The organism is Mesoflavibacter zeaxanthinifaciens DSM 18436, assembly GCF_000422365.1.
Classification (GTDB): Bacteria; Bacteroidota; Bacteroidia; order Flavobacteriales; family Flavobacteriaceae; genus Mesoflavibacter; species Mesoflavibacter zeaxanthinifaciens.
In genome coordinates, this window is record NZ_KE383820.1 from 341,856 (window position 1) to 368,226 (window position 26,371).

Here is a 26,371-nt window from a genome sequence, read left to right on the forward strand (position 1 = left end):
CACGAATTAACACAAATTATTACAAGACAATTCGTTTATATTTTAAACTTTCATCACCAAAATTAATTAATAAACCTAATTTTAATTTTGAGACAGCAAGATAGTTTAATGTTTGTTTTACATGAGCAGAATTTAAAGCTTCAATAGCTTTTAGTTCTAAAATTATTTTATCATCAATGATAAAATCTGCTTTATATTTATGAGGTAAAGTGTTTCCTTTATAGCTTATTGCAAATTTAGTTTCTCTAGAATAAGCTATATTGTTATCAATTAATTCGATTTCTAAAGCATCAGCATATACAACTTCATTAAAACCTTTTCCAAGTTGGTTATGTACTTCCATACAAAGACCAATTATCTTATAAGCTTCATCTTTATAAATTAAATTTTTCAATAGAAAGTGAATTATTAGTGAGAATTAGTGTAATTCGTGTCTTTAGGTCTATAAAACTAAAGCTTGTTGTCTAAATTCATCTTCCTCGTCACTTTCAATACCTAAAGCGTCATAAATGTATTTAAAAGTAGATAATAGCTCTGGTTTACCATCTACAATAGCAACATCATGCTCGAAATGTGCGCTAGGTTTACCATCTAAAGTTGTAATTGTCCAGCCATCACGGTGTTGTTTAATTCGTTTTGTTCCCATGTTTATCATAGGTTCAATAGCTACGACCATACCTTCAATAAACTTTTTTCCTCTTCCTCGTTTTCCGTAATTTGGCATTTCTGGATCTTCGTGCATAGTGCGCCCTAATCCATGACCTACTAATTCTCTTACCACGCCATAACCATGATCTTCGCAATATTTTTGAATAGCATAACCTACATCTCCAACGCGGTTTCCTAATTTAAACTCTTTGATACCAACATATAAAGATTCTTTAGTAACTTTAAGTAGTTTTTCTGTTTCAGGATCAATTTCACCTACAGCAAATGTGTAAGCATGATCACCGTAAAAACCATCTAAAATAGCACCACAATCTATAGATATTATATCTCCTTCTTCAAGTGGCTTGTCGTTAGGGATACCATGTACCACTTGCGAGTTAGGACTCATACAAAGTGTGTTAGGGAAGTCATATAAACCCAAAAATCCAGGTATAGCTCCAAGATCTCTTATGTGTTCTTCTGCAATTTTATCTAGTTGAAGTGTTGTTACACCAGGTTTTACAGCTTTAGCAACTTCTCCTAAAGTTTTAGACACTACTAAAGCAGCTTGGCGCATTAATTCTATTTCTTCTCTTGTTTTTACAATAATCATAATCTCTAAAATATCTGCAAATATACTTAAAATAAAAGTCAAATTTCTTTTAGAAACATGACTTTTAGCAGGATTTATCTATACGATGCATTGTAATTTTGTAAAATAAAAACAAAACCAATATGTATTCACCAGTAACCGCAGAAGAAGCAGTAAAAGTAATTAAATCAAATAATAGAATATATGTGCAAGCAGCAGCAGCTGCACCTCAAGCTTTAATTAAAGCTTTGTCCTTAAGACACGAAGAATTGAAAAATGTTGAAATATGCCACTTACATACCGAAGGTGAAGCGCCATATTCAAATCCGGAGCTTAAAGATAGTTTTCATGTTAACTCATTTTTTATAGGTAAAAATGTACGTCATACTTTAAAAGAAGGAAATGGCTCATACACACCAGTTTTTTTAAGTGAATTACCGCTTTTATTTAAAAGAAATATAATTGATTTAGATGTAGCGTTAATCCACGTATCGGTACCAGATAGACATGGGTATTGTTCTTTAGGTGTTTCTGTTGAAGCAACATTAGCAGCAATAGATAATGCTAAAATTGTAATAGCTCAAATTAATAAATATATGCCACGTACACATGGTGCTGGTATTATTCATATTTCTGAAATTGACCAATTTGTAGAACATCATGAACCATTACCAAGTCACGATGCATTACCACCTAATGAAGTTGAAGCAAAAATAGGCCAATATGTAGCTAATTTAATTGAAGATAGAAGTACGTTGCAAATGGGTATTGGTAGTATTCCAAATGCAGTTTTAGCCCGATTAACTAATCACAAAGACTTAGGTTTACATACCGAAATGTTTTCTGATGGTGTTATAGATTTAATTTTAAAGGATGTAATTAATGGTAACTATAAAGAAATTAATCGTGGTCGTGCTTTGGCTACTTTTTTAATAGGTTCGCAAAAGTTATATGACTATGTAGACGATAACCCATTTATAGAAATGCGTGCATCAAATTACACAAACGATGTTTCGATTATTAAACAAAATCCAAAAATGGTAGCCATTAATTCTGCTATTGAAGTAGATGTAACGGGACAAGTTTGTGCAGACTCTATTGGTGCACATATGTATTCTGGAGTTGGTGGACAAATGGATTTTATTAGAGGCGCATCTTTAAGTGAAGGTGGTAAAGCAATTATAGCATTACCATCTGTAACTAGAAATGGTATTAGTCGAATTGTACCATCTTTAAAACCAGGTGCTGGTGTGGTAACTACAAGGTCGCACGTACATTATGTTGTAACAGAATTTGGTGTGGCTAGCCTTTATGGGAAAACTATTAAAGAGCGTATAAAAGCTTTGGTTAATATAGCTCATCCAGATCACAGAGAAGAAATAGATAAAGCGTATTTTGAAATGATTGGTTGTTAAAATTTAAACCAGCTTTTTTTCTTAGGTTTTGATTGTTGTGGTGTTTGGTTGGTAAGCATTTGATAAATTTCTCCCCAACCTAAAATACCACCAATATTACGATCGTCTATAAATAAATCGGCGTTAATTTTTCGGCTTACATCACCTTTAAACGTTTCTTCAGGAAAACTTTTATTTACAGCGTAAAAGTCTATACCGTTGTCTTTACAGAAATTAACAGCTTCCTCTAGACGTTTACCATGTCTATAGGTCCAAAGTATAAGTCGATGACCATCATTTTGAAGACGTTTTAAGGTTTCAAAAGCAAACAAACGAGGTTTGCCTATACCTGGATATGCATCTTCTACAATAGTGCCATCAAAATCTACAGCTATTATTTTTCCTTGTATATTCATTTATATAGAAATAAGATTGTAAAAGTACAATAAATTTAATTTTTTGAATTTAAAATTCAATTGATTTAAAATGAAAAATCCGCTTCGTATTGAAGCGGATTTTTTTAATTACAATTATTTTTTTGTATTAAACTAAAGATTTTTGCGTCATCGCTTCAGGTTGCTTTACACCCATTAACTTTAAGATAGTTGGTGCCATATCTCCTAAAATACCGTTTTCTATATGCTTTAATTCATTATCAATTAAAATAACAGGAACAGGATTTGTAGTATGTGCTGTATTTGGGCTACCATCAGGATTTATCATAGTTTCGCAATTACCATGGTCGGCAATAAGAAGTGTTGTATACCCGTGATCTAATGCAGTTGTTACCACTTTTTCTACACATTTATCTACAGCTTCGCAAGCTTTAACAGCAGCGTCCATAACACCAGTGTGACCAACCATATCACCATTTGCAAAATTTAAACAAACAAAATCTGTTGTTTCGTTTTCTAATTCTGGTACTAAAGCATCTGTAAGCTCGTAAGCACTCATTTCTGGTTTTAAATCGTAGGTTGCTACTTTAGGCGAATTTTTTAAAATTCGTTTTTCACCTTCAAAAGGCGTTTCGCGTCCACCAGAAAAGAAAAATGTAACGTGTGGATATTTTTCAGTTTCTGCAATTCTAATTTGTGTTTTATTATGCTTTTCTAAAACTTCACCTAAAGTATCGGTTAAATTTTCTTTGTTGAAAACAACGTTAATACCTGTAAAAGTTTCGTCGTAATTAGTTAATGTTACATAATGCAGATTTAACTTATGCATGTTTTGCTCATGAAAATCGCGTTGGGATAACGCTTCTGTTAATTCGCGACCACGATCTGTTCTAAAGTTGAAAAAGATAACCACGTCATCTTCTTTAATAGTTGCTATTGGATTACCAGCTTCATCTGTTTTAATAATTGGTTTGATAAATTCGTCTGTGATATCATTATCATAATTTGTCTGAATTTTATTAGATAAATCCAGCGTTTTTTCACCTAAACCATTTACTACAGCATCGTATGCTAATTTAACACGTTCCCAACGTTTGTCTCTGTCCATTGCATAATAACGACCAGTAACGCTTGCAATTTTTGTGTTTGTATTTGAAGTGAAATTTTCTAAATCTTCAATAAATCCTTTACCAGATTTTGGGTCTACATCACGACCATCTGTAAAAGCATGAACATAGCTATTTGTAACTCCAGCATTTTGAGCAGCTGTAATTAATCCTTTAATATGGTTGATGTGCGAGTGTACGCCACCATTACTTACTAACCCTAAAAAATGAACATCTTTATTATTTGCTTTTGCATAATTAAAAGCATCTATTAATACTTGTTCTTTGGCAAGTGTGTTATTTTCTACAGCAAGATTAATTTTTGCTAAGTCTTGATAAACAATACGTCCTGCACCAAGATTCATGTGGCCAACTTCACTATTTCCCATTTGTCCTTCTGGCAGACCAACATGTAGTCCATCTGTACGCAATTGTGCATTAGGAAATTTGGTGTATAAACTGTCTATAAAAGGTGTGTTAGCATTATCTATTGCAGATACTTTTGGGTCTGGAGATTTTCCCCAACCATCTAGTATCATTAAGATGACTTTTTTATTCATTACTGTAAATTTTATTATAACAAATATAAAAACAAAAGTCCTGCATTTGCAGGACTTTGTTGGTTTTCTACTAAATCGTTTTAGTTTATTGTGTATTTTTTAATAGAGGCTTTAATTTTTTCAATTCTATTTTCTGGGTCAGGATGTGTGCTCTGGAATTCTGGTACACGGTTTGGACCAGCTGCTTGTTTTAAAATTTGCATAACGCCAATCATTTCTTCTGGGTCATAGCCAGAACGCATCATAAAACGTACACCTAAGTCGTCACTTTCTAACTCATCACCACGACCATTTTTTAATAGTTTAGACATGCCATATTGACTAACTACATCTCCCATATTACCGCCAACAGAACCTGCGGTTGATAAACCTTGCCAAAGCTCGGAATTCGCAATACGCTCTGCACTATGACGTCCAATAACGTGACCAATTTCGTGCCCTAAAACACCAGCTAACTGGTCTTCGTTTTCTAATTTAGAAAATAAGGCATAGGTAATAAAAATTTGTCCGCCAGGTAAAGCAAACGCATTAATTGTATTTTTATCTGCAAGTAAATGAAACTCGTACTTGTAAGGCGTGTCTTTTGCGACACTATTTTGTACTAGTTTGTTGCCAACTCTATCTATAAATGCTTGATATTCTTGATTAGGATATAATCCACCATGTTGCGCTGCCATTTGATCACGACTTTGCAAACCCATTTGTATTTCTTGGTCTGGCGTCATAGAGATTGCTTGTTTCTTTCCTGTGTACTCATTTGTTTCCATTGAGTTGTAATATTTAAACAAAGCAAATGCAGCAAGAAGAACACCAATTAGAAGTCTACCTTTAAAATTTCTCATGATAATTGATTTAGATAAAGCAATTTACGAAAGTTCATCGATAAATGTTGAGTTAGTTTTTTTAGTTGAATGAATTTAGACGAAATACAAATAAAATCTATAATCGTTTATACATTACATAATGTGGACCAATTTTAGGGACTTCAAATTGATTACCAATAATTGTAAAACCTAATCGCTTGTAAAATCCAACAGCAATTAATCTAGCATCAAACCAAAGTAGTTTAGTTCCTTTTTGTTTTACCATTGTTTCGGCTGTTTCTACTAGTAATCTGCCAAATCCATAGTCTTGAAATTGTTCTAAAACGCCCATTCCGCGTAAGCGATATTGGTCTTGTTCTTCAAATTTTTCGTTGTTAAGTTTCATTAAACTAACTACACCGGACAACTCGTTTTTATAATATAAACCTAAGTGAAATGTGTCTTCGTGGTCATCAAAAGTTAGCTTGCAATCTTCAATAGGTCTACCAGTTCTTAAAACAGGATGACGTACTGGATAGGTTTCTAAAGCAGTGATTTGTTTAATTTTAATATCAGGATTTTCGATTTTATATAGATTTGCTGGCATACCTGCGTAATTAAAGGTTTTTATAAAATTCATATTGCATTTTTCTAAGACTTTATGGGATGCATAATTGTCTATATGTGCATGTGCATATATGGTTTTAAGGTTAAGGTTTTTAAAACCATAATCTATTGCAGCTTGGCAGCTTTCGGTAGCGTAACCATTGTTCCAATATTTTTTATAAAAGCGGTAACCAACTTCAACTTTGTTTTCTTTAGGATGAAATTTTAAACCGCACCAGCCTAAAAACATATCTGTCTTTTTATCGCAAACTGCCCATCTTCCCATATTATGTTTTTCGTATTCTTTGTAGTTTAATAGGAATTGCTCTGCTTCATTTAAAGAAGAAAACGGTTTATAACCAGTATATTTTAGTACGTCTTGGTCAGAATTCATCTCGTAAAAATGAATAGCATCATCTACAGAAAATTCTCTTAAATATAATCGTTGTGTACTTGCTATGATTTGCATTATTTGTATAATAGTATTTCAAAATTAACTAATTTTGCAATAAAAATTGAGATGTCTTTTAAGTTTAAAATAATAGATAAAACTGAAGTTTTTAGCATTATTCCGTTAATGCAAAAATTAACTAATAATGCTAATTCTGATGCAGTATTAAAAGAGCGTTTTGCCGAAATGATTACTCAAAATTATGAGTGTGCAGGTATTTATGATGGCGATACTTTAATTGGTATGTCAGGAATGTGGTTTCAAACAAGACATTACGTTGGTAGAAGTATGGAGGTAGATCATGTTTATATAGAAGAAAAATATAGAGGAAATGGTCTTGGTAAACTTTTTTTTAAGTGGTTATACGATTATGCCAAAAGTAAAGGTTGTACTACTTGTGAATTAAATACTTACGTTCAAAACTACCCGTCACACAAATTTTATTATAACGAGGGTTTTGAAATTTTAGGCTATCATTTTTTAAAGAAATTATAATTTTTTGCAAATAATTAAAATCTTTGTTTATATTTGCCACCGCAAAAAGCGGGAGTAGCTCAGTTGGTAGAGCGTCAGCCTTCCAAGCTGAATGTCGCCGGTTCGAACCCGGTCTCCCGCTCAAAAAGCTTCATCAAAAACGATGAAGCTTTTTTATTTTATTCATTGTAATTTATTATGATGCTTTTGTCTTTTCGAACATAGTGAGAAATCTCATCTTAATAATATGAATATGAGATTCCTCCTCGTACCTCGTTCGGAATGACATACTTTGATGAAAAATAATTTGTTTTAAATTTTTGTACTTTACTTCAATTCGTTTAAGAATGTATCAGGATCAACTTCGTAAGGTTCTTGATTGTGCTCAAAAATGCGTGCTTGTAAATTTCCTTTTAATTGTAAATTGTTGTCTTTAACTTCTATCCAACTTCCCTCGCGTAAACCAATTACTGGTTGTGTATTAAATTGATGAAATTCTTTTATTCTGGTTTCTCTAGTTTCACCCATGTGTTTGCTACTTGGGTTTGGATCTAAATAGTGTGGATTAATATTAAATGGCACAAAACCTAATGTTTTAAAGCTTGGCGGATAAACAATAGGCATATCATTAGTTGTATTCATGGTAAGGCCACAAATGTTGCTTCCAGCACTGGTTCCTAAATACGGAGTTCCTTTTTTTATGGCGTCTTGTAAGCTTTCAATTAAATTAAATTTGTAAAGGGCATTGACTAAAACAAAGGTGTTTCCGCCACCAACAAAAATACCTTTTGCGTTGTCTATTGCTTCTTTTGGATTTTTAAAAGTATGTAAGCCAATTAATTTTTTTTCTATTTTATTAAAAGCATCGCTAGCCTTTTCTGTATACTGTTTATGTGTGATTCCGCTAGGTCTAGCGTAGGGAATAAAGATAACTTCTTCTGTATCTTTAAAATGAGTTTTTAATGTGTCTAAAAGATAGTCTAAATATTGACCGCCATGTACGGTAGAAGTGCTTGCAATAATTATTTGCTTCATTGTAATAAATAGTTTTTGTAAATTTATGTAAAGCTAGCTTTTAACAAAAGTTTAGTGCCTAATTAGAATTAAATTAAGAGTAAAAATGCTTAATTTACAGTAAAATCAACCGTTATGAAATATTTTCTATCCTTATCTTTATTCTTCTTCACTATTTTTTCTTTAGCTCAAGATTCAACCAGAGTTACTGTAAAAGGTAAAATTATTGTAAATACACCAGATGTAGAAGGTGTTACAGTTTTTAATATATCTTCTAATAAAGGAACAATTACAGATGAAAAAGGAGAGTTTACCTTGCAAGTTATGCTTAATGATAAGGTAGAGGTGTCTGCGCTTCAGTTTAAAGACTTTAGTTTAACTGTAACAGAATCTATTATTAAAAATAAACAAATGACTGTTTTTTTAGTAGAACGAGTTAATAAGTTAGATGAAGTTGTAATATTACCATACGATTTAACTGGTGTTTTAAAAGAAGATATTGAAAGTGTAGAGGTGTTTAATCCAGATATGGATGCTATTTATTTTGGAGTAGATGATATTTCTGTTTACGAGTTTTCTGATGATCAATATAGTAAGGTAGAAAATTATGCAGCGATGAATCAAAATGATCGTATACGTTATCAAGCTAACGGTGTTGCTATTGTTGAAGGTTTGGTAAATTTAATTTTTAAACCCAAAAAGAAATCTAAAAATACTAATACAGAAACAGAGAAAATACCAACCCAGACTTTAGCAGATAAATACCAACATGATTATTACACTAAAAATTTTAATATCCCAGAAGAGCAAGTAGAAGCTTTTATAGCATTTGTGCAAAATAATGATTTTGACGTCTCACTTTTAGAAAAAGGTAAAGAGATACAGTTAATAGAGGATTTAAACAAAAGGAGTAAAAAATTTTTAAGTAAGAATCAAGTTGAAAAAGAGTAGTCAGCTTTTTATTTTATTAGCTTTTATTGTACAATTTTCAATATCTCAAACGGTTACAATAAAAGGTCAGATAGTTGCTGATGATGATTTAGAAAATATTCATGTTCTAAATAAAACATCTTTGACAAATGCTACAACAGATAGTTTAGGAGTTTTTAAAATCAAGGCAAAGCAAAATGACACTATTGTTTTTTCAGGTGTCCAATATCAAGTTTTAGTTAAAGTTGTATCAGAAGAAAATATTAAGACAAAAACTTTAAACGCAAAATTAGAATTATTTACTAATGATCTGGATGAAGTTTTTTTAACCAAACAACTTTCTGGAGATTTAAATAAAGATGTTTCTTCCTCTACAGCAAAAGCAGATATTAACTTTTATGATGTAGGTATACCTGGTTACAAAGGAAAACCATTAACCCAAAACGAAAACCGACTTAATGAAGCAGGCGGAAACGAAAAAATGTTTGCAATAGGCTTAGGTGCTGCTGTTAACTTTAATAAGTTTTTAAACACTATTACTGGTCGCACAAAAATGTTAAAAGAACGTGTAAGATTAGAAAGTAATGACGCGTTATTAGCTAGATTAAAAAATGATTTAATCGAAGATTTTTTTACCCAAAATCCCTTACCAGAAGACAAAAAAGACGAGTTTTTTTACTATTGTCAAGAAGATCCAAACTTTAGACCAAGATGTACAAAAAGTAACTTAGAAGCATTACAATTTTTTACAGATAAGTATAATGAGTTTATTAAAAATGTAAGTCAAATACAAAATGATAATTAATTAGAATGGTTTTTGGTTACTAACCATTAGATTTGTGACTCTAAATAATACACTTAAATGAAATCAATTAAACTAATATCTGTAATAGCAATTTTCTTTTTATGCTCTTTTAATACACTACACAAATATTATGTAAGTATTACACAAATAGAGTTTGTTGAAGAGCAACAATCTGTGCAAATAATTTCTAGAATATTTATTGATGATTTTGAAAGTGTATTAAGAAAAAGATACGACAAAAATATAACTTTAGATAGAGGTGATGACGAAACACAAATAGACGATTACATTAAAAAATATCTTTTAACAAAGATTGAAATATCAATAAATAACCAAGAGGTAATACCAAATTTTATAGGCAAAAAATATGATGATGGTATTATGCATTGTTACCTAGAGATAGAAAACATAAAATCAATTTATACTTTTCAAATTAAAAATAAAGTTTTGTTTGATATGTTTGAAGATCAAAAAAACGTTATAAGAACCAATATAAATAACAAAAATAAAACCGTGGTATTAACTGCGCAGAACGATAAAGGTTTGTTAAACTTTTAGTAAAGCCTTTATAGCAACGTTAAATTTTGTTAAATTCACATCCTTTATAACTAATTCTAAAAATGAAAAAACTAAAGTATTTATTCCTTTCAGCTTTATTTGTTTCAGCAAGTGTATTTGCGCAAGACCAAGCTGAAGACAAAAAAGAAAGACAACCAGGTCACACAAACAACAACAAGTTTAAGCAATTATACGACGAGTTTTCTACACCAAACATGTTTAGAACTGCGTCTGGTGCACCAGGTCCTGCTTATTACCAACAACAAGCAGACTATAAAATGGACATCGAGTTAGACGATGTTAACGCTAGAATTTACGGTGAAGAAACAATTACGTACACAAACAACTCACCAGACAACCTAGAGTATTTATGGGTGCAATTAGACCAAAATATGAGAGCTAAAGACTCTAAAACACCTTTAATACAAGGAAGCGGTATAGCACCAGCACAACAAACATCATCTTTTGCTAATAGCTATATGACAGAAGGTTTTGATGGAGGCTTTAACATAGAATATGTAAAAGATGAAAAAGGTAATGCTTTACCACACATGATTAATCGTACTATGATGAGAGTAGAGATGCCTTCAGTATTAAAATCTGGAGATCAATTTACTTTCAAAATCAAATGGTGGTATAATATTAATAATCACGTAGAAGGAAGAGGTCGTTCTGGTTACGAATACTTTGAAGAAGACGATAATAGAGCATACGTTATAGCTCAATTTTATCCTCGTATGGCAGTTTATAATGATGTAGAAGGATGGCAAAACTCTCAATTTTGGGGACGTGATGAATTTGCACTACCATTTGGTAATTTTGAGGTTAACATTACAGTGCCAGAAGATCATATGTTAGATGGTACAGGTAAATTAACTAACCGTAAAGATGTTTTTTCTAAAGAAATGATGAAACGTTATGAGAAAGCAAAAAAATCTTATGAAGAGCCTGTTTTAATCGTAACAGAAGAAGAAGCAAGAGCAGCAGAAAAAACAAAAGCAACAAAGAAAAAAACATGGAAGCTATATGCTGAAAATGTTCGTGATTTTGCATTTACAACATCAAGACGTTACATCTGGGATATGATGGCTGTTAAAATAGGAGATAAAGATGTGATGGCAGTATCATTATATCCTAAAGAAGGAAATCCTTTGTGGGAAGAATGGTCTACAAAAGCAGTAGCAAGTACTTTAAAAACGTATTCACGTATGACTTTTGATTACCCATATCATAAAGCAATTTCAGTTCATGCTAAAAATCAAGGAATGGAATACCCAATGATTTGCTGGAACTATGGAAGACCAGATGCAGATGGTAATTATAGCGATCGTGTAAAATACGGAATGATAAGTGTAATTATTCATGAGGTTGGACACAACTTCTTCCCAATGATTGTTAATAGTGACGAGCGTCAATGGACATGGATGGATGAAGGTTTAAATACATTTTCTCAATACGTAGCAGAACAAGATTTTGCAGAGTGGTATCCGTCTTCTTTATCTCCAGGTATGGACAAGTATCCTTCACGACGTGGTCCTGCAGAAAAAATTGTTAATTACATGGGTGGTGATCAAGATTACATAGCACCAATTATGACAAAAGGTTTAAATACATATCAGTTTGGTAATAATGCTTACGGAAAACCAGCTACAGCGTTAAATATTTTACGTGAAACAATTATGGGACGCGAATTATTTGATTACTCTTTTAGAACATATGCACAAAGATGGATGTTTAAACACCCAACTCCAGAGGATTTCTTTAGAACAATGGAAGATGCTTCTGCTGTAGATTTAGATTGGTTTTGGAGAGGATGGTTTTATACAACAGATTATGTAGATATAGCAATTAAAGATGTTAAAAAGTTTTATGTATCTAATGAACCAACACAGCAAATCAAAGACATGGTTAAAGCGCGTGGTATGAGTTTAAGTGATTTACCACCGTTAGTTTATATGGTAGAAGAAGGAAGTGAAGATTACAAAGAAGACATGAAAGCAAAAAGCTTAATGGAAGGTTCTCAATCACTAAAAGAATACATTATGGATAACTTTACACCTGCAGAACAAAAGCAATTAAAAGAGCCGAAGTATTTTTATAATGTGACTTTTGAAAAACCAGGAGGATTGGTAATGCCAATAATTGTAGAGTATACTTATGCAGACGGAACATCAAAAACAGAAACTTATCCAGCGCAAATCTGGAGACTTAACGATAAAGAAGTAAGTAAAGCTGTAGCTTCTGAAAAAGAAATTGTTAAAATTACAGTAGATCCAAAACTAGAAACTGCAGACGTTGACACATCAAACAACACTTGGCCAAAAGAAGAGCAAACAAGCGAGTTTGATAACTTCAAACAAAATAAAGATTAATCATAAAGACTTTATTAAGTTATAAATCTAACCCTTAAAACTTTAGTTTTAAGGGTTTTTTATTGCATATAATAGTTTGATTGACTGTATTTCACTTAGTTTTTATATATTTAAATAGCTATTAAACAATTAGATATGTTCAATTACAAAGCAAAAATTATAGACGTTTATGATGGAGATACTGTAACAGCAATGGTAGATTTAGGTTTTTTACATTTTCAAGAAATGAAATTACGTCTTTACGGTATTGATACTCCAGAGCTTAGAGGAGAAGAAAGAGAGCAAGGTATTGTTGTTCGAGATATACTAAGAGAAATGGTATTAGGGAAAGAAGTAACAATACGTTCTTACAAAGATAAACAAGGTAAATATGGTCGTTATTTAGCAAATATTATTTTAGAAGATGGATTAGAAGTTAATCAATGGTTAGTAGATAATGGTCACGCTAAAGAATATTACCCTTAAAATACAAAAAGGCGACTATTTAATTAGTCGCCTTTTTTATTCTTATTGCATACTTCCAGGAGGATATTTCTCCATGATTTTTGCAACAAATTCTTTTATTCTTTGTTCTTTCTTTTCCATATTAGAACTTAAGTAACCAGTACCTTGTCCTTGCCAGACTAATTCTTTTTTCTTAGCGTCTATAAGGTCTACAAATAAAACACCTTGTGTTCTGGTAGAAACATTAGGTTGCATATTCCAGCCCCATCCCCAACCAGGTGCGCCCCATCCCCAAGCACCAAAGCCCCATGAGTTATTATAAACATCAACACGTTGGTTAGATTTGGTAAAAATGCTAACTAGCATATCAGGATTTTCTGATTTTGTGTATCCTTTTGCTAATAATTCTGCTTCTATTGCACGTAAGATACGTTTTTTATCAAGGTCGCTTATTTCAGCTTTATCTATTCCAGATTTGAAAAAAGCAAACGTTTTATACTGGCTAAAATCTACTTGTCTATCGTAATCAGCAGCAACTCTAACTGAGCTACAAGATGTGATTACCATAGCTATTAGAGCAATTGGTAAAAGTTTAATGATTGTTTTCATAGCGTTATGTGTTTTAAATTGAATTCAATAAATCATCATCCACAATATTTGGTAATGTTACTTTTAAGTTAGGCTCGGTTTGCATGGCGCGTTTAATGGCAAAAATAGCCTCGTCATTTCTTGCCCAACTACGTCTTGCAATTCCGTTATTAACATCCCAAAATAACATTTGTTTTAATCGGGTTGATGCTTCTTTAGTACCATCAAGAACCATACCAAATCCACCGTTTATAACTTCGCCCCAACCAACGCCGCCACCGTTGTGTATGCTAACCCAAGTAGCGCCTCTAAAGCTATCGCCAATTACATTATGTATTGCCATATCTGCTGTAAAACGAGAACCATCATAAATATTTGAAGTTTCTCTATAAGGACTATCTGTACCTGATACATCATGATGATCTCTACCTAAAATAACTGGACCAATTTCATTGTTTTTTATAGCTTGATTAAAGGCTTCGGCTATTTTCATGCGTCCTTCGGCATCTGCATATAAGATTCGAGCTTGAGAACCAACGACTAATTTGTTTTCTTGAGCACCTTTTATCCATTGAATATTATCAGCCATTTGTTGCTGGATTTCTTCAGGAGAATGCTGCATAATTTCTTCTAAAACTTGACAAGCAATTTCATCTGTTTTAGCTAAATCTTCTTGTTTTCCTGATGCGCAAACCCATCTAAATGGACCAAAACCATAATCAAAACACATTGGTCCCATAATATCTTGTACATAACTTGGGTATTTAAATTCTCGACCTAAAGTAGCGTTTGTAGCCATTACATCTGCGCCAGCACGAGACGCTTCAAGTAAAAATGCATTACCATAATCAAAAAAGTAAGTGCCTTTTGCTGTATGTTTATTTATAGCTTTAGCTTGTCTACGTAAAGATTCTTGTACTTTTTCTTTAAATAAATCTGGTTGATTAGCCATCATTGTATTGGCATCTTCAAAAGATAGTCCAGCAGGATAATAACCGCCAGCCCAAGGATTATGTAATGAGGTTTGATCACTACCTAAATCAATATGTATGTTTTCTTTATCAAAAGTTTCCCAAACGTCAACTACATTACCTAAATAGGCTATAGAAATGGTTTCTTTTTCTGCTTTAGCTTTTTTAACACGGGTAACTAATGTATTTACATCTGTAATTTTCTCGTCAATCCAACCTTGGTCTAATCGTACTTGTGTGATTTTTGGGTTGACTTCTGCGCAAACCGTAATACAACCAGCAATATTACCTGCTTTTGGTTGTGCGCCAGACATACCACCTAAACCAGAAGTTACAAATAGATTTCCTTTAGGTTGTTTTTTTATTTTTCTAAATCCGTTAAGTACTGTAATTGTTGTGCCGTGAACAATACCTTGCGGACCAATGTACATGTAACTACCAGCAGTCATTTGACCATATTGCGTGACACCAAGTGCATTAAATTTTTCCCAATCATCAGGTTTGGAGTAATTAGGAATCATCATTCCGTTGGTGACTACAACTCTTGGAGCTTCTTTGTGACTAGGGAATAAGCCCATTGGATGACCAGAGTACATAACCAAAGTTTGCTCGTCGGTCATTTCGGCTAAATATTTCATGGTTAATCTATACTGTGCCCAATTAGAAAAAACTGCACCGTTACCGCCATAAGTTATTAGCTCGTGCGGATGTTGCGCTACTGCATAATCTAAATTGTTTTGAATCATTAACATGATTGCAGCTGCTTGTCTAGATTTTGCAGGGTATTCTTCTATTGGTCTTGCGTACATTTTGTAATCAGGACGTAAGCGATACATATAGATTCTTCCGTAGGTGTCTAATTCGTTTTTAAACTCTGGAAGTAACGTTGCATGATGTTTTTTATCAAAATAACGAAGTGCATTTTTTAGTGCTAATTTTTTTTCTTCATCATTTAAAATAGCTTTTCTTTTTGGTGCATGATTTAAAGAATGATCAAATGGTTTAGGTTGAGGTAATTCATTTGGAATTCCTTCTAAAATTTGTTCTTTAAATGATATACTTGTTGCTTGCATTACTTTTTTTTTAATGTATTGGTTGATTTATCATACCCATAAGGACAATGTCTGCAACCGCTTTGGCAGCAATAACCACGTTTAAGGTGATATTGCGCTGTAAAACAACGGTAACCTTCTGGTGTTAGATAATAATCACCTTCTTCTACAGGAATGATTTTCTTCATATTTACAAAGATAATGTAATTTTACTACTACTTTTATATCAAAAACCTTATGCTTTTAGTTTTTAAATATTTGGTGCCAAAAGGTTATACGGCTATAACTATTTATCCATTTATAGTGTTAAAGCATAAAAGACAAAAAGATGACATGATTTTAATTAATCATGAAAAAATACATTTAAGACAGCAATTAGAATTGTTAGTGATTGGTTTTTATTTGTGGTATTTTGTTGAATTTTTATTACGGTTAATAAAATTTAAGAATTGGTATAGAGCTTATTTAAATATCTCTTTTGAAAGAGAAGCTTATAAAAATGAAAACGACCTAAATTATTTAAAATCTAGGTCGTTATGGAGTTTTTTTAAGGAGATTTAAATTCTATCTTCTTTTTGTTTCTTTAGAGCTTTCAGGAGTTCTTTTTAGTGGTTTTGGTCCATAAGGAAATCTTAATCCAATGTGTTGAGATGTAATGTTTCCATTTTCGTCTGTAGAATTAGCTCTGCTAGCTACTATTTGCCATGAAAAAGAGACATTACTATTACCGTTTGATAGTTCTTTTACAGTAAAACCTTCAGCTGATTTATTTGTGACAAAAACTCCATTACAATCACCCTCAAGTTGAATGAAAACTTTTAATGGGTGTTCTTCATCAACGTAAATATTATCTGTTAGTAATTTTTCTAGCTTAATGACTGCTTCACCATTATTCAGTTTTCCTGTTCCAAAATCTTGAAATAAAATTTCCGGAGCTTCAGGAGAAAACATAACTCTAGGTTCTCTGTTTTTGTCTAATACTAGAGTAGAGTTAGAACCGTTACCTACTACTTTGTAGTTTGTGCCTCCAGTTGCATTAGCATCATTATTGTGATTATATTTAAGTCCAACATAGCTATAAGATTGACCGCCGCTTGATGTACCTCCAATAAAATAGCCACCGTATAAAATTCTTCTAGAAGTACCTCCTAAAACAGGTATTAATTGTTCATCTTTTCCAGCTATTTTTGCAAAAGCACTTGTGTTATTAGTACTTGGGTTGTTGTCACTATCTAAGGAAAAATAACCAGCTGCATGACCATTATGTGCAGAGTTATTTGGTGATCCATTTCCTACCATACCGCTAATGCCGAATCCATCTACAGCAGATCCAGCAACTCCAGCTCCAGTAGTAGGATAGTAACCACCAATACCATTTGCAGCGCCAATAATAGCAGTTCCGCCAGTATTTAAGTTTAGTCCCCAAAACGCATTAGCAAGAGTATCATCATTTCTTCCAGCTACAGCATCATTTGTACCTGCTGCTTGAACATAAACTTGACTAACGGCAGAACCTGCAGAATTTACTCCAATTGTACCAGTACTCAATATTCTAGCTCGTTCACTATTATTAGTAAAAAACCTTAAATCTTGCGCATCTGTTGTTCCTAAAAAATTTGTACCAGCAGTTGTACCGCTGTTACCAGTTAAAGACCAATCTAATCCACCAGGTGAGCCTGCAAAAGCAATCCATCTAGATCCATTCCAGTAGTATAAACCAGGAGCTACATTGTTTGGAGATGTACCAGATGTTGCAGTGTTATAAACTACAGTACCTGTAGGTATAGATCCTCCTTGAGGATTAACTGCGGTTTCTGTAATGGTATTTACAAGAGCTACATTAGGGAAAACTAAACCTTGTGTGGTAGAAGCTATATCTACTGCGCCTCTTGGTGCAGTAGTCCCAATCCCAACTTGTGAATAGCTATAATAAAAGCTTAAAAAGGCAAATAAAACAAGTGTGTTTTTTTTTGTGGAAATTCTCTTCATTGCTTTAAGTTTTTTTTAACATTTTAAATAACAAAATTAATCAGTTCTTTACTTTTTAATATTTAAATGCTTTTTTTATCGATAAAAAACATGATATTTAAAATTGTTCATATACCGATTTTACTGATTTTGCTGGTTTTTAGGAGTTTTTTTGCCTTGTAAGAAAACACTTAATTGCTTAAAAATGAATTTTTGGTCAATTTTGTATTTAAATTTATTTATATAGTTTTCTTTTTATTTTAAATCAGTTTTTTTGAAGTTTGGTACTTAATAAAATAAGTAATGAGTTTAAATTTGTTTTCTTCTAATTTTTTATCAGATAATCAGAATGTTTGGTTAGATGATAAAAAAAATATTGAGCTTTCAATAAAGAGAGAAGATTTAATACATCCTTTTGTATCTGGTAATAAGTATAGAAAACTTAAATACAACGTTTTACAAGCTAGAGAAGAAAATAAAACAACCTTGCTAACTTTTGGAGGTGCATTTTCTAACCATATTGCAGCAGTTGCATCTGCAGGTAAAGCTGAAGACTTTAACACTATAGGAATTATTAGAGGAGAGGAATTGAAAGACAAAGTTGTCACTAATCCTACACTAAGTTTTGCTAAATCTTGTGGAATGACTTTTATTTTTATAAGTCGTAAAGACTATAGAGATAAGTCTAATCCAAAATTTATAGCAAAACTGAAAGAACAGTTTGGTGATTTTTATTTAATACCAGAAGGAGGAACAAATAATTTAGCCATAAAAGGATGTCAAGAAATTTTAAATGAGAAGGATAGTAAGTTTGATTATTTGTGTTGTGCTGTTGGAACAGGTGGTACAGTTTCAGGGATGATTAATGCGTCAAAATCTAATCAAAAAGTTTTAGGGTTTTCGTCATTAAAAGGTGACTTTTTAAATAAAGATATTAGTAAATTTGCCACAAGTACAAATTGGGAATTAATTACAGATTATCATTTTGGAGGCTACGGAAAAATAAATGACAGTTTAATTACGTTTATCAATAAATTTAAATCAGAAAATAAAATTCCGTTAGACCCAATTTATACAGGAAAAATGATGTTTGGTATTTTTGATTTAATTAAAAAGGGATATTTTAAACCAAATTCAAAGATTTTAGCCATTCATACAGGAGGATTACAAGGAATAGAAGGAATGAATGCGAAACTTAAAAAACAAAACAAACCGTTAATTCTATAAATTAATGAAGAAAATTTTTACGCTTTTACTACTTTCAATATTAATAGTAAGTTGTGGTAGTTCTAGAAAAGTTACAACTAGAAAAACTAAAACAAAACCAAAAGTTGTTGTAAAAAAAACACCAAAAGTAACTGATAAAGAAGAGACAAAAGATGTCGTTGTAGAAGTAACACCAAAAAGTACACCTGAAGTTTATGCAAATAAAACTGAAGAATACATTGCAATATACAGTGATATAGCTCAAGAAGAAATGCGTAATTATGGTATACCAGCTAGTATTACATTAGCGCAAGGAATTTTAGAGTCTGCTTCTGGTAAAGGAAGACTATCTGTAGAGGCAAATAATCATTTTGGTATCAAATGTCATGGTTGGACAGGAGCAAAAATATATCATGATGACGATGCATCTCAAGAGTGTTTCAGAAAATATAAAAACTCAAAATACTCTTTCAGAGATCATTCTTTATTCTTAAAAGAAAGAAAACGTTATTCAAAACTTTTTACACTAGAAAAAGACGATTATAAAAATTGGGCAATAGAGCTTAGAAAAGCCGGTTATGCTACAGATAGAAAGTATCCAGATAAGTTAATAAGCTTGATAGAACGTTATCAATTACATAGATTTGATGCTGAAGTTTTAGGAAAGCAAACCGTTAACAATGATAAACATGTTGTCGTAAAAGGCGATACACTTTATGCCATTTCAAAAAAATATAATATAACAGTAGACCAGTTAAAATCGTTAAACGGTTTACAAAGTAACGATTTACACGTAGGTCAAGTTTTATTTGTAAAACCAATTCCAAAAGATTTTTAATACATGATTTATAAAAGAAGTAGTGCCTTATTTGCTGAAGCAGAAAAAGTAATTCCTGGAGGCGTTAATAGTCCTGTTAGAGCATTTAAAGCTGTTGGCGGAACACCAATTTTTGTTAAAGAAGCTAAAGGAGCATATTTATATGACGAAGATGGAAACCAATTAATAGATTACATAGCATCTTGGGGACCAATGATTTTAGGTCACGCACATGAGCCTGTAGTTAATGCAGTAATAGATAAAGCTAAAAAAGGAACCTCTTTTGGAACACCTACAGAAATTGAAACTAAAATAGCAGAATTAGCTGTGTCAATGGTACCTAATATTGATAAAATTAGATTTGTAAACTCAGGTACAGAAGCATGTATGAGTGCTGTTAGGCTAGCTAGAGGTTATACTAAAAGAGAAAAAATAATCAAATTTGCTGGTTGTTACCATGGACATTCAGATTCGTTTTTAATACAAGCAGGAAGTGGCGCAGTTACTTTTGGTACACCAAATAGTCCAGGAGTTACTCAAGGAACAGCAAAAGATACTTTGTTAGCAAAATATAACGATCTAGATAATGTAAAATCTTTAATAGAGGCTAATAAAGATGAAATAGCTTGTATAATTCTAGAACCAGTTGCAGGAAATATGGGGTGTATACCTCCAAAACCGGGTTTTTTAGAAGGACTTAGAGCTTTATGTGACGAAAATAATATTTTGTTAGTATTTGATGAAGTTATGACAGGCTTTAGATTAGCAAAAGGTGGAGCTCAAGAATTACTTGGTATTAAGGCAGATATTGTTTGCTTCGGAAAAGTAATTGGTGGTGGATTGCCAGTTGGTGCATTTGCAGCAAGAAACGAAATAATGAATCATCTTGCGCCTTTAGGACCAGTGTATCAAGCAGGAACTTTAAGCGGGAATCCTTTAGCTATGGCTGCAGGTTTAGCCATGCTTACAGAATTAAATAGCGGGAATGTTTTTGAGAGTTTAGCTAAAAAAACTGAATACTTACATAAAGGTTTAGTAAAAGTTTTAGACAAAAACAATGTGACTTATACCATAAATAGAGTAGGTTCTATGATTTCGGTACATTTTTGTGAAGATGAAGTTTTAGATTTTGAAACATCTGCAAAAGGGAATAATGAAACATTTAAAACGTTTTTTCACGGTATGTTAAACCAGGGTATTTATATAGCGCCAAGCGCATTTGAAAGTTGGTTTTTAAATGATGCTTTAACTTACGAAGATTTAGATAAAACTATAGCTGCTTGTGATGCTGTATTTAGTTAGTTAAACATGTATGTTTTGAAATAAAAAAATCCGATTGAAATTTTCAATCGGATTTTTTTATAATAAATATGATAATTATTACTCGTCTTTGATTTGGTCTGTTAACTCTAAATATTTTCCAAATTGTTCTTCATTTAAAACACTCTCTAAAGATGTAAGTAAACGTTTGTTGATTTTTGTTTCTAAATCAGTATATCCGCTAGAACCAATTTTTTGAGTTTTGTTTAATGTATTTGTTTTGTCATAATATTCTTGAAAAGCAGTGTACATAGCTTCTTGTGTTTCTTGGTCTGCTTTTAAGTGTCTACCATATTCTACAGCTTTTTGATAAGCTTTTTGGTTAACTTCTGTGCTAAACTTTTGTTGTGCATTAACTGATTGCGTAGTTAATAAAAGTCCAAAAACAAATAAACAAAGAGTAAATAATTTTTTCATTGTAGTAATAGTTAATTAATTGTATCTCAAAGTAACGCTTTTTGATTAATAATTACAAATAAAAAAGCATTGATTAGACAAATCAATGCTTTTTATCTTTTAAAGTGATTAAAATACCAAGTAATTAAGATTGTGTTAATCTTTTGATAGCTCTTTATGCATTTTTTTCTCTTCCATACGTTTTCCTCTTTTCATTCTGCTTTTCATTCTAGCTCTTTTCTCTAACATGGTTTCCCATTTTTTGTATTGTTCTTCATTTAAGATGCTTTTCATTTGTTTTTTATTTTCAATTTGAGCATCTAATTTTTTGTTCTCAAAAGCTAGGCGTTCTTCTTTTGTTGGTTTTTTACCTTTTTCTTTAGCTTCTTTACGTTTTTCCATTGCGGCTTTACGTTGTTTAGCTTGCTCTAAATTAAGCGCCATTACTTTTTTTTGTTGTGCTTCGGTAAGATCTAAATGTAAAGTCATTTTTTTAGTTTGAAGCTCAGCCATTTCTTGAGGCTCTAACTGCATCATTTTTTCTTTACGTTCTTTTTTTACTTCTTTTTTGTCTTGTGCATTAGCTTGAAAAGTGATCAATGCTAAAGCTAGTATTGCTAATTTTTTCATCTGTTTTGTTTTTTAAGTTATTTACTACTTTGACTTTTAAAAACTTAAATGGTTTAATAGTGTTTTATTTTTGTGAATTAATTAACAATCTGATTTTTTATTAATAGTTGATAATACTTTGTAAACGAAGGATAGTTGTTGATTTTGATAAAAAGTAATTTATCTAGTTTTAAAATAAGTGATAGAAACTTGACCTGAGTTAGAAAAATAAAGTTGGTGCTAGTTAATCTTTATTAAAATGGAAAAATAGTAGCTTATACAAGTGTTCTTTTTTGAAAGGTTTTGAAAGATAGTTATTCATGCCACTTTCTAAAGCTTTGTCTATAGCTTCTGTAGTTACATTAGCAGATAGTCCAAATATAATAACCTCTTTATTAAATTCTCTAATCTTTTTTGTTGCTTCCCAGCCGTCCATTTCTGGCATATGTATATCCATAAATATAAGCTGATAATTTTTTTCTTTAAATTTTCTTAGGCCTGCTTTTCCGTTATTAGCAGAGTCGGCTTTAACTCCTAAATCTTCAAGAATTTTTTTAAGAACAATAATGTTTAATTTGTTATCATCTACAATTAATACATTTAGATTTTTAAGGTTAATGTCTTTTTGGTTTTCAAACTTAACGTTTTCTTCTTTTTGGATATCTAAGATTGGATATTTTAGGTGAAAATTAAATGTTGTTCCTTTATTAGGTGTGCTTTCTACAGAAATTTCTCCACCCATCATTTCTATAAAAATTTTACAAATAGCAAGACCTAAACCACTACCTTCATATTGTTTTTTAACACTGTTTTCTAATTGTGTAAATCTTTCAAAAATTGTATTTAATCTGTCTTTTGGTATGCCAATACCTGTATCTGCTATGGATATATTAATCTGCAACTTGTTGTCGTTTGTAATTTCTTCATTATATGTTAGTGTAACACCGCCATTATTTGTGAATTTTAACCCGTTTTTAAGTATGTTATTTACGACTTGAATAAATTTACTTTCGTCACCTAAAACAAATTTGTTTTCTATGTTTATGTATTTTCCTTTAAGGTATAAGTCCTTCTGTATAAATAAAAATTGATTAACCTCTATTAATTCAATTATTTTTTGATATGGGTTAAATTTAACTTTTGTTAATTCTAGTTTGCCAGACTCGATTTTATCAATATCTAAAATATCGTTTACGATATTTAATAAGTTGCTTGAGGACTTACTCATTAAGTTTAGATATTCTTTGTCGTTTTTATTAAGATTGCTGCTTTTTAAAAGATCTATAAAGCCTAATATAGCGTGTAAAGGTGTTCTTATCTCGTGGCTCATATTAGATAAAAACTCTGTTTTAGCTAAAGAAGCTTTTTCTGCCTTTTTACGTTCTATGTTTAGTTGTTTGTTAGTTTGTAAAAGCTCTTTATTAGATTTTAAAACAAGTTTTCTTTCTGCTCTTGCTCTTTGGTAAAAGTAGATTAATAAACTAATTAAAAAACTTAAAATAAGACCAATTATAAGTGTTATGTTGGTTATGTATCTTCCGTTTGCTGTAAAAAGGTTTTTATTTGCGGTTACTTGAAGTTTCCATTTTTGGTTGTCTAGTTTATCTACAAGGATACTATCTTGAAAGATGATGTTATTGGTAGTTTTTGAGTCTTTATTTAATTCGTAAAATAAGGTGTTGTTATGGTCAAATAGCTGTATGGAAAGATGGTTGTTTAAGTTTTTAGCCAGCTTATCAAAATTGTCTTTAAAATTCATTCCGCCAGTAATCGTTCCTTGAAATTTATTTTCAAAATAAACTGGTACATCTACCAAAAAAGCATTTCCACCTTGTGTTAGTTTAGCCCATGGTGTTATGTTTACAGAACTGTCTTTGCTATGTTGTATCCATTCATCTCTTCTATATTCGATTTTAGAGATATCTAAGTTTATAGCTTTTTGGTTACCTTTTAAAGGGTTTATTTTTCTGATAACCATAGCGCTATCAATCCATTCTAAAAACTTAAATGATTGATTTTGCTCAAGAAGCATAGAGGCATCTTTTTCCCAATAATCTAGATATAAACCATTGGTGAATTCTATTCTGTTTTTAAGATTTTCAAGTCTAGAGACATCGGCTTTAAAGATATTTTTAAATTCTTTAGAAATTAACTTGCCATTTTGCAGGACGCTTTCTCTAACTAAATCTTTATTATTATTTAAAGCTTCTTGCCAAGCTGTGATTACAATTAGTGTTATCACTAAAAATGTAGCCAAAGGAAATATAACAATCTTTTTGTTTAAAGTTTTAAACATTGTAATAGGTTTTGGCTTACATAATCTTAGAAGATATAAGCTTTTTCTTAAGTTTAAGTAAATTAGTTTTACTAGTACAATTTACAAAAAAAACCTAAATTATATCGATAGATAAAATTTAGGTTTTATGTGCTAATTAATTTAGGTTTTAAGCTATTTCTACAAATAAACCTTCGTCGGTTTTGTTGACTTTAGCAACACCAAGTTTGGTTAAACCTTTTATGGTTTTGTCCCATTTTTTATTACTTAATCCAGATTGAGATTTAAGCTCGTTAAGGTCTATTGGGTTATTTGCTTTTAAGATTGCAAACACTGCTTTTTCTTCATCTGTCATTGGTATTGCTTTTTTCTCAGGTTTCATTTGAGGGAAAAACAATACTTCTTGTATAGATTGGTTATTGGTTAAAAACATGATTAATCTGTCCATACCAATTCCCATACCAGATGTAGGTGGCATACCATATTCTAAAGCACGTAAAAAGTCGTAGTCTATAAACTCTGTAGCTTCGTCGTCTCCTTTTTCGGCTAATTTTAATTGGTGTTCAAAACGTTCTTTTTGATCAATAGGATCATTAAGCTCTGAATAGGCATTTGCAATTTCTTTACCGCAAACCATAAGTTCAAAACGTTCTGTTAACTCAGGGTTATCACGGTGTTCTTTACATAACGGACTCATTTCTTTTGGGTAATCTGTGATAAATGTTGGTTGGATGTAATTACCTTCACATTTTTCTCCAAAAATTTCGTCAATTAATTTTCCTTTACCCATGGTTTCATCAACTTCAATACCCATTTCTTTTGCAGCTTGTCTTATTTCTGCTTCTGTTTTACCTGTAATATCAAAACCTGTAAAATGTTTTATGGAGTCTGCCATAGTCACTCTTGCGTATGGCGCTTTAAAGTCTATTTCGTGTTTGCCAAATGTCGCTTTTGTTGTTCCGTTTACAGCTGTTGCACAATGCTCTAATAATTGCTCGCAAAAATCCATCATCCAGTTATAGTCTTTGTAAGCCACGTAAATTTCCATAGCGGTAAATTCTGGATTGTGTGTACGGTCCATACCTTCGTTACGGAAGTTTTTAGAAAACTCATAAACACCTTCAAAACCACCAACAATTAATCGTTTTAGATACAGTTCGTTAGCAATTCTCATATATAAAGGAATGTCTAAACTGTTGTGATGTGTAATAAATGGTCTTGCAGCAGCGCCACCTGGTATTGGTTGTAAGATTGGTGTTTCAACTTCAAAATAACCAGAGTTATTAAAAAATTGACGCATAGCGTTAAACAGTTTAGTACGTTTTACAAATACGTCTTTAACTTTTGGGTTAACCACTAAATCTGCATAACGTTGACGATAACGTAATTCTGGATCATCAAATTTATCGTGTATATTACCTTCGGCATCTACTTTTGGTAATGGTAAAGGTTTTAATGCTTTACTTAATAAGGTAAAGTCTTTTACTAAAACTGTTTTTTCACCAACTTTAGTGGTAAATAATTCGCCTTCAATACCAATAAAATCACCTATGTCAAGTAATTTTTTGTAAACAGTATTGTATTTTGTTTTGTCTTCGCCAGTACAAATTTCGTCTCTATTAAAATAAACTTGAATACGACCTTCGCTATCTTGTAGTTCGGCAAAACTAGCATTTCCTTGAATACGACGACTCATTAAACGACCGGCAATAACTACCTTTTTACCTTCTTCAAATTGAGATTTTATTTGTTTAGAGTTTTCGGTTACAGGAAATAAATCCGCAGGATAAGGGTTAATACCAAGTTCTCTTAATTTACCTAGTTTTTCTCTTCTTACAAGTTCTTGCTCAGATAATTGTGACATGTTTATTTTGAATATAATTTTAGCTAGCAAAGATAAGATATTAACAGAGGAATTAAAACTATTTTTTTACGTAATGCAGCGTCTAGAATTGAATTAAAATAAGAATTATTTTTTGTAACAAATAACTTTTGTAAACGTCTTATATGTAATCAT

Annotated in this window: 26 protein-coding genes and 1 tRNA gene; 12 read left to right on the forward strand and 15 right to left on the reverse strand. The window is 31.6% G+C overall.

Annotated features, from left to right (window positions below; translation table 11 throughout):
• Positions 1-19: 19 nt before the first annotated feature.
• A complete protein-coding gene (locus tag H574_RS0113640) occupies positions 20-394 on the reverse strand; it encodes a GxxExxY protein (protein WP_027881116.1) in 375 nt (124 codons plus the stop codon).
• Positions 395-442: 48 nt separating this feature from the next.
• Positions 443-1,261 (reverse strand): type I methionyl aminopeptidase, encoded by an 819-nt coding sequence (gene map, locus H574_RS0113645; RefSeq protein WP_027881117.1) that lies wholly within the window; start codon positions 1,259-1,261, stop codon positions 443-445.
• A 122-nt stretch (positions 1,262-1,383) separates the two neighbouring features.
• On the opposite strand from map, the gene H574_RS0113650 reads away from it, so the two are divergent.
• Positions 1,384-2,655: an acetyl-CoA hydrolase/transferase family protein gene (locus tag H574_RS0113650; RefSeq protein ID WP_027881118.1), complete on the forward strand. Its 1,272-nt coding sequence runs from the start codon at positions 1,384-1,386 to the stop codon at positions 2,653-2,655.
• Here the strand turns inward: H574_RS0113650 and H574_RS0113655 are convergent.
• From H574_RS0113655 to H574_RS14680, 4 genes are all read right to left on the reverse strand, one after another.
• Entirely contained in the window at positions 2,652-3,050 is a 399-nt protein-coding gene (locus H574_RS0113655; protein WP_027881119.1) for a BT0820 family HAD-type phosphatase, read from the reverse strand. The genes H574_RS0113650 and H574_RS0113655 overlap by 4 nt on opposite strands.
• Positions 3,051-3,177: 127 nt before the next feature.
• Positions 3,178-4,695, reverse strand: a complete 1,518-nt coding sequence (gene gpmI / locus H574_RS0113660) for a 2,3-bisphosphoglycerate-independent phosphoglycerate mutase (protein ID WP_027881120.1) — start codon at positions 4,693-4,695, stop codon at positions 3,178-3,180.
• Positions 4,696-4,775: 80 nt separating this feature from the next.
• Positions 4,776-5,537 carry a M48 family metalloprotease gene (locus H574_RS0113665; protein WP_027881121.1) on the reverse strand — a complete coding sequence of 254 codons (762 nt, stop codon included), beginning with the start codon at positions 5,535-5,537 and terminating at the stop codon, positions 4,776-4,778.
• Positions 5,538-5,634: 97 nt separating this feature from the next.
• Positions 5,635-6,573, reverse strand: a complete 939-nt coding sequence (locus tag H574_RS14680; RefSeq protein WP_155912679.1) for a GNAT family N-acetyltransferase — start codon at positions 6,571-6,573, stop codon at positions 5,635-5,637.
• A gap of 51 nt (positions 6,574-6,624) precedes the next feature.
• Here H574_RS14680 and H574_RS0113680 point away from each other — a divergent pair, with 51 nt between their 5' ends.
• Both H574_RS0113680 and H574_RS0113685 read left to right on the forward strand, forming a co-directional pair.
• A complete protein-coding gene (locus H574_RS0113680) occupies positions 6,625-7,050 on the forward strand; it encodes a GNAT family N-acetyltransferase (RefSeq protein WP_027881123.1) in 426 nt (141 codons plus the stop codon).
• Positions 7,051-7,098: 48 nt separating this feature from the next.
• A tRNA-Gly gene (locus tag H574_RS0113685) sits at positions 7,099-7,171 on the forward strand.
• 185 nt (positions 7,172-7,356) lie between these two features.
• On the opposite strand, the gene pepE is transcribed toward H574_RS0113685, so the two are convergent.
• A complete protein-coding gene (pepE, locus tag H574_RS0113690) occupies positions 7,357-8,064 on the reverse strand; it encodes a dipeptidase PepE (RefSeq protein WP_027881124.1) in 708 nt (235 codons plus the stop codon).
• A 114-nt stretch (positions 8,065-8,178) separates the two neighbouring features.
• Here pepE and H574_RS14300 point away from each other — a divergent pair, with 114 nt between their 5' ends.
• The 5 genes from H574_RS14300 to H574_RS0113715 all read left to right on the forward strand — a co-directional run bounded on the left by H574_RS14300 (position 8,179) and on the right by H574_RS0113715 (position 13,173).
• Positions 8,179-8,994, forward strand: coding sequence for a carboxypeptidase-like regulatory domain-containing protein (locus tag H574_RS14300; protein ID WP_051169902.1), 816 nt, complete (start codon positions 8,179-8,181; stop codon positions 8,992-8,994).
• Positions 8,981-9,778, forward strand: a complete 798-nt coding sequence (locus H574_RS0113700) for a carboxypeptidase-like regulatory domain-containing protein (protein WP_036227662.1) — start codon at positions 8,981-8,983, stop codon at positions 9,776-9,778. Before H574_RS14300 ends, H574_RS0113700 begins: the two co-directional genes overlap by 14 nt.
• Positions 9,779-9,835: 57 nt before the next feature.
• Positions 9,836-10,336 carry a DUF6702 family protein gene (locus H574_RS0113705; protein WP_027881126.1) on the forward strand — a complete coding sequence of 167 codons (501 nt, stop codon included), beginning with the start codon at positions 9,836-9,838 and terminating at the stop codon, positions 10,334-10,336.
• A 62-nt stretch (positions 10,337-10,398) separates the two neighbouring features.
• Entirely contained in the window at positions 10,399-12,708 is a 2,310-nt protein-coding gene (locus tag H574_RS0113710) for a M1 family metallopeptidase (RefSeq protein ID WP_027881127.1), read from the forward strand.
• A 135-nt stretch (positions 12,709-12,843) separates the two neighbouring features.
• A complete protein-coding gene (locus H574_RS0113715) occupies positions 12,844-13,173 on the forward strand; it encodes a thermonuclease family protein (RefSeq protein ID WP_027881128.1) in 330 nt (109 codons plus the stop codon).
• Between the two features lie 42 nt (positions 13,174-13,215).
• Here the strand turns inward: H574_RS0113715 and H574_RS0113720 are convergent, their stop codons facing one another.
• Genes H574_RS0113720 through H574_RS14715 form a run of 3 tightly spaced genes read right to left on the reverse strand, consistent with a single transcriptional unit; the run spans position 13,216 to position 15,951 of the window.
• Entirely contained in the window at positions 13,216-13,761 is a 546-nt protein-coding gene (locus H574_RS0113720; protein WP_027881129.1) for a DUF4136 domain-containing protein, read from the reverse strand.
• Between the two features lie 13 nt (positions 13,762-13,774).
• On the reverse strand, positions 13,775-15,769 hold the full coding sequence (locus tag H574_RS0113725) for a urocanate hydratase (RefSeq protein ID WP_027881130.1): 1,995 nt from the start codon (positions 15,767-15,769) through the stop codon (positions 13,775-13,777).
• 14 nt (positions 15,770-15,783) lie between these two features.
• Complete coding sequence (locus H574_RS14715) at positions 15,784-15,951, reverse strand: C1orf53 family protein (RefSeq protein ID WP_162138988.1); 168 nt, start codon at positions 15,949-15,951, stop codon at positions 15,784-15,786.
• A 49-nt stretch (positions 15,952-16,000) separates the two neighbouring features.
• On the opposite strand from H574_RS14715, the gene H574_RS0113735 reads away from it, so the two are divergent.
• A complete protein-coding gene (locus tag H574_RS0113735; RefSeq protein ID WP_027881131.1) occupies positions 16,001-16,324 on the forward strand; it encodes a hypothetical protein in 324 nt (107 codons plus the stop codon).
• A 3-nt stretch (positions 16,325-16,327) separates the two neighbouring features.
• Here H574_RS0113735 and H574_RS14505 read toward each other — a convergent pair whose 3' ends face one another.
• Positions 16,328-17,752, reverse strand: a complete 1,425-nt coding sequence (locus H574_RS14505; RefSeq protein ID WP_027881132.1) for a hypothetical protein — start codon at positions 17,750-17,752, stop codon at positions 16,328-16,330.
• A 282-nt stretch (positions 17,753-18,034) separates the two neighbouring features.
• On the opposite strand from H574_RS14505, the gene H574_RS0113745 reads away from it, so the two are divergent.
• Genes H574_RS0113745 through hemL form a run of 3 tightly spaced genes read left to right on the forward strand, consistent with a single transcriptional unit; the run spans position 18,035 to position 21,056 of the window.
• Positions 18,035-18,958 (forward strand): 1-aminocyclopropane-1-carboxylate deaminase/D-cysteine desulfhydrase, encoded by a 924-nt coding sequence (locus H574_RS0113745; protein ID WP_036227663.1) that lies wholly within the window; start codon positions 18,035-18,037, stop codon positions 18,956-18,958.
• A gap of 4 nt (positions 18,959-18,962) precedes the next feature.
• Positions 18,963-19,775 carry a glucosaminidase domain-containing protein gene (locus H574_RS0113750; protein WP_027881134.1) on the forward strand — a complete coding sequence of 271 codons (813 nt, stop codon included), beginning with the start codon at positions 18,963-18,965 and terminating at the stop codon, positions 19,773-19,775.
• A 3-nt stretch (positions 19,776-19,778) separates the two neighbouring features.
• Positions 19,779-21,056 (forward strand): glutamate-1-semialdehyde 2,1-aminomutase, encoded by a 1,278-nt coding sequence (gene hemL / locus H574_RS0113755; protein WP_027881135.1) that lies wholly within the window; start codon positions 19,779-19,781, stop codon positions 21,054-21,056.
• A 78-nt stretch (positions 21,057-21,134) separates the two neighbouring features.
• Here hemL and H574_RS0113760 read toward each other — a convergent pair whose 3' ends face one another.
• The 4 genes from H574_RS0113760 to lysS all read right to left on the reverse strand — a co-directional run bounded on the left by H574_RS0113760 (position 21,135) and on the right by lysS (position 26,218).
• Entirely contained in the window at positions 21,135-21,491 is a 357-nt protein-coding gene (locus tag H574_RS0113760) for a hypothetical protein (RefSeq protein ID WP_027881136.1), read from the reverse strand.
• A gap of 135 nt (positions 21,492-21,626) precedes the next feature.
• Positions 21,627-22,100, reverse strand: coding sequence for a hypothetical protein (locus tag H574_RS0113765; protein WP_027881137.1), 474 nt, complete (start codon positions 22,098-22,100; stop codon positions 21,627-21,629).
• Positions 22,101-22,323: 223 nt separating this feature from the next.
• Positions 22,324-24,375: a response regulator gene (locus H574_RS0113770; RefSeq protein WP_027881138.1), complete on the reverse strand. Its 2,052-nt coding sequence runs from the start codon at positions 24,373-24,375 to the stop codon at positions 22,324-22,326.
• Positions 24,376-24,523: 148 nt separating this feature from the next.
• Positions 24,524-26,218 (reverse strand): lysine--tRNA ligase, encoded by a 1,695-nt coding sequence (gene lysS / locus H574_RS0113775; RefSeq protein WP_027881139.1) that lies wholly within the window; start codon positions 26,216-26,218, stop codon positions 24,524-24,526.
• Between the last annotated feature and the right edge of the window lie 153 nt (positions 26,219-26,371).

Excerpts from the sequence above, each read along its gene's own strand:
- map (WP_027881117.1), bottom strand. The coding sequence starts at position 1,261 with ATGATTATTGTAAAAACAAGAGAAGAAATAGAATTAATGCGCCAAGCT.
- H574_RS0113650 (WP_027881118.1), top strand. The coding sequence starts at position 1,384 with ATGTATTCACCAGTAACCGCAGAAGAAGCAGTAAAAGTAATTAAATCA.
- H574_RS0113655 (WP_027881119.1), bottom strand. The coding sequence starts at position 3,050 with ATGAATATACAAGGAAAAATAATAGCTGTAGATTTTGATGGCACTATT.
- gpmI (WP_027881120.1), bottom strand. The coding sequence starts at position 4,695 with ATGAATAAAAAAGTCATCTTAATGATACTAGATGGTTGGGGAAAATCT.
- H574_RS0113665 (WP_027881121.1), bottom strand. The coding sequence starts at position 5,537 with ATGAGAAATTTTAAAGGTAGACTTCTAATTGGTGTTCTTCTTGCTGCA.
- H574_RS14680 (WP_155912679.1), bottom strand. The coding sequence starts at position 6,573 with ATGCAAATCATAGCAAGTACACAACGATTATATTTAAGAGAATTTTCT.
- H574_RS0113680 (WP_027881123.1), top strand. The coding sequence starts at position 6,625 with ATGTCTTTTAAGTTTAAAATAATAGATAAAACTGAAGTTTTTAGCATT.
- pepE (WP_027881124.1), bottom strand. The coding sequence starts at position 8,064 with ATGAAGCAAATAATTATTGCAAGCACTTCTACCGTACATGGCGGTCAA.
- H574_RS14300 (WP_051169902.1), top strand. The coding sequence starts at position 8,179 with ATGAAATATTTTCTATCCTTATCTTTATTCTTCTTCACTATTTTTTCT.
- H574_RS0113705 (WP_027881126.1), top strand. The coding sequence starts at position 9,836 with ATGAAATCAATTAAACTAATATCTGTAATAGCAATTTTCTTTTTATGC.
- H574_RS0113710 (WP_027881127.1), top strand. The coding sequence starts at position 10,399 with ATGAAAAAACTAAAGTATTTATTCCTTTCAGCTTTATTTGTTTCAGCA.
- H574_RS0113715 (WP_027881128.1), top strand. The coding sequence starts at position 12,844 with ATGTTCAATTACAAAGCAAAAATTATAGACGTTTATGATGGAGATACT.
- H574_RS0113720 (WP_027881129.1), bottom strand. The coding sequence starts at position 13,761 with ATGAAAACAATCATTAAACTTTTACCAATTGCTCTAATAGCTATGGTA.
- H574_RS14715 (WP_162138988.1), bottom strand. The coding sequence starts at position 15,951 with ATGAAGAAAATCATTCCTGTAGAAGAAGGTGATTATTATCTAACACCA.
- H574_RS0113735 (WP_027881131.1), top strand. The coding sequence starts at position 16,001 with ATGCTTTTAGTTTTTAAATATTTGGTGCCAAAAGGTTATACGGCTATA.
- H574_RS14505 (WP_027881132.1), bottom strand. The coding sequence starts at position 17,752 with ATGAAGAGAATTTCCACAAAAAAAAACACACTTGTTTTATTTGCCTTT.
- H574_RS0113745 (WP_036227663.1), top strand. The coding sequence starts at position 18,035 with ATGAGTTTAAATTTGTTTTCTTCTAATTTTTTATCAGATAATCAGAAT.
- H574_RS0113750 (WP_027881134.1), top strand. The coding sequence starts at position 18,963 with ATGAAGAAAATTTTTACGCTTTTACTACTTTCAATATTAATAGTAAGT.
- hemL (WP_027881135.1), top strand. The coding sequence starts at position 19,779 with ATGATTTATAAAAGAAGTAGTGCCTTATTTGCTGAAGCAGAAAAAGTA.
- H574_RS0113760 (WP_027881136.1), bottom strand. The coding sequence starts at position 21,491 with ATGAAAAAATTATTTACTCTTTGTTTATTTGTTTTTGGACTTTTATTA.
- H574_RS0113765 (WP_027881137.1), bottom strand. The coding sequence starts at position 22,100 with ATGAAAAAATTAGCAATACTAGCTTTAGCATTGATCACTTTTCAAGCT.
- H574_RS0113770 (WP_027881138.1), bottom strand. The coding sequence starts at position 24,375 with ATGTTTAAAACTTTAAACAAAAAGATTGTTATATTTCCTTTGGCTACA.
- lysS (WP_027881139.1), bottom strand. The coding sequence starts at position 26,218 with ATGTCACAATTATCTGAGCAAGAACTTGTAAGAAGAGAAAAACTAGGT.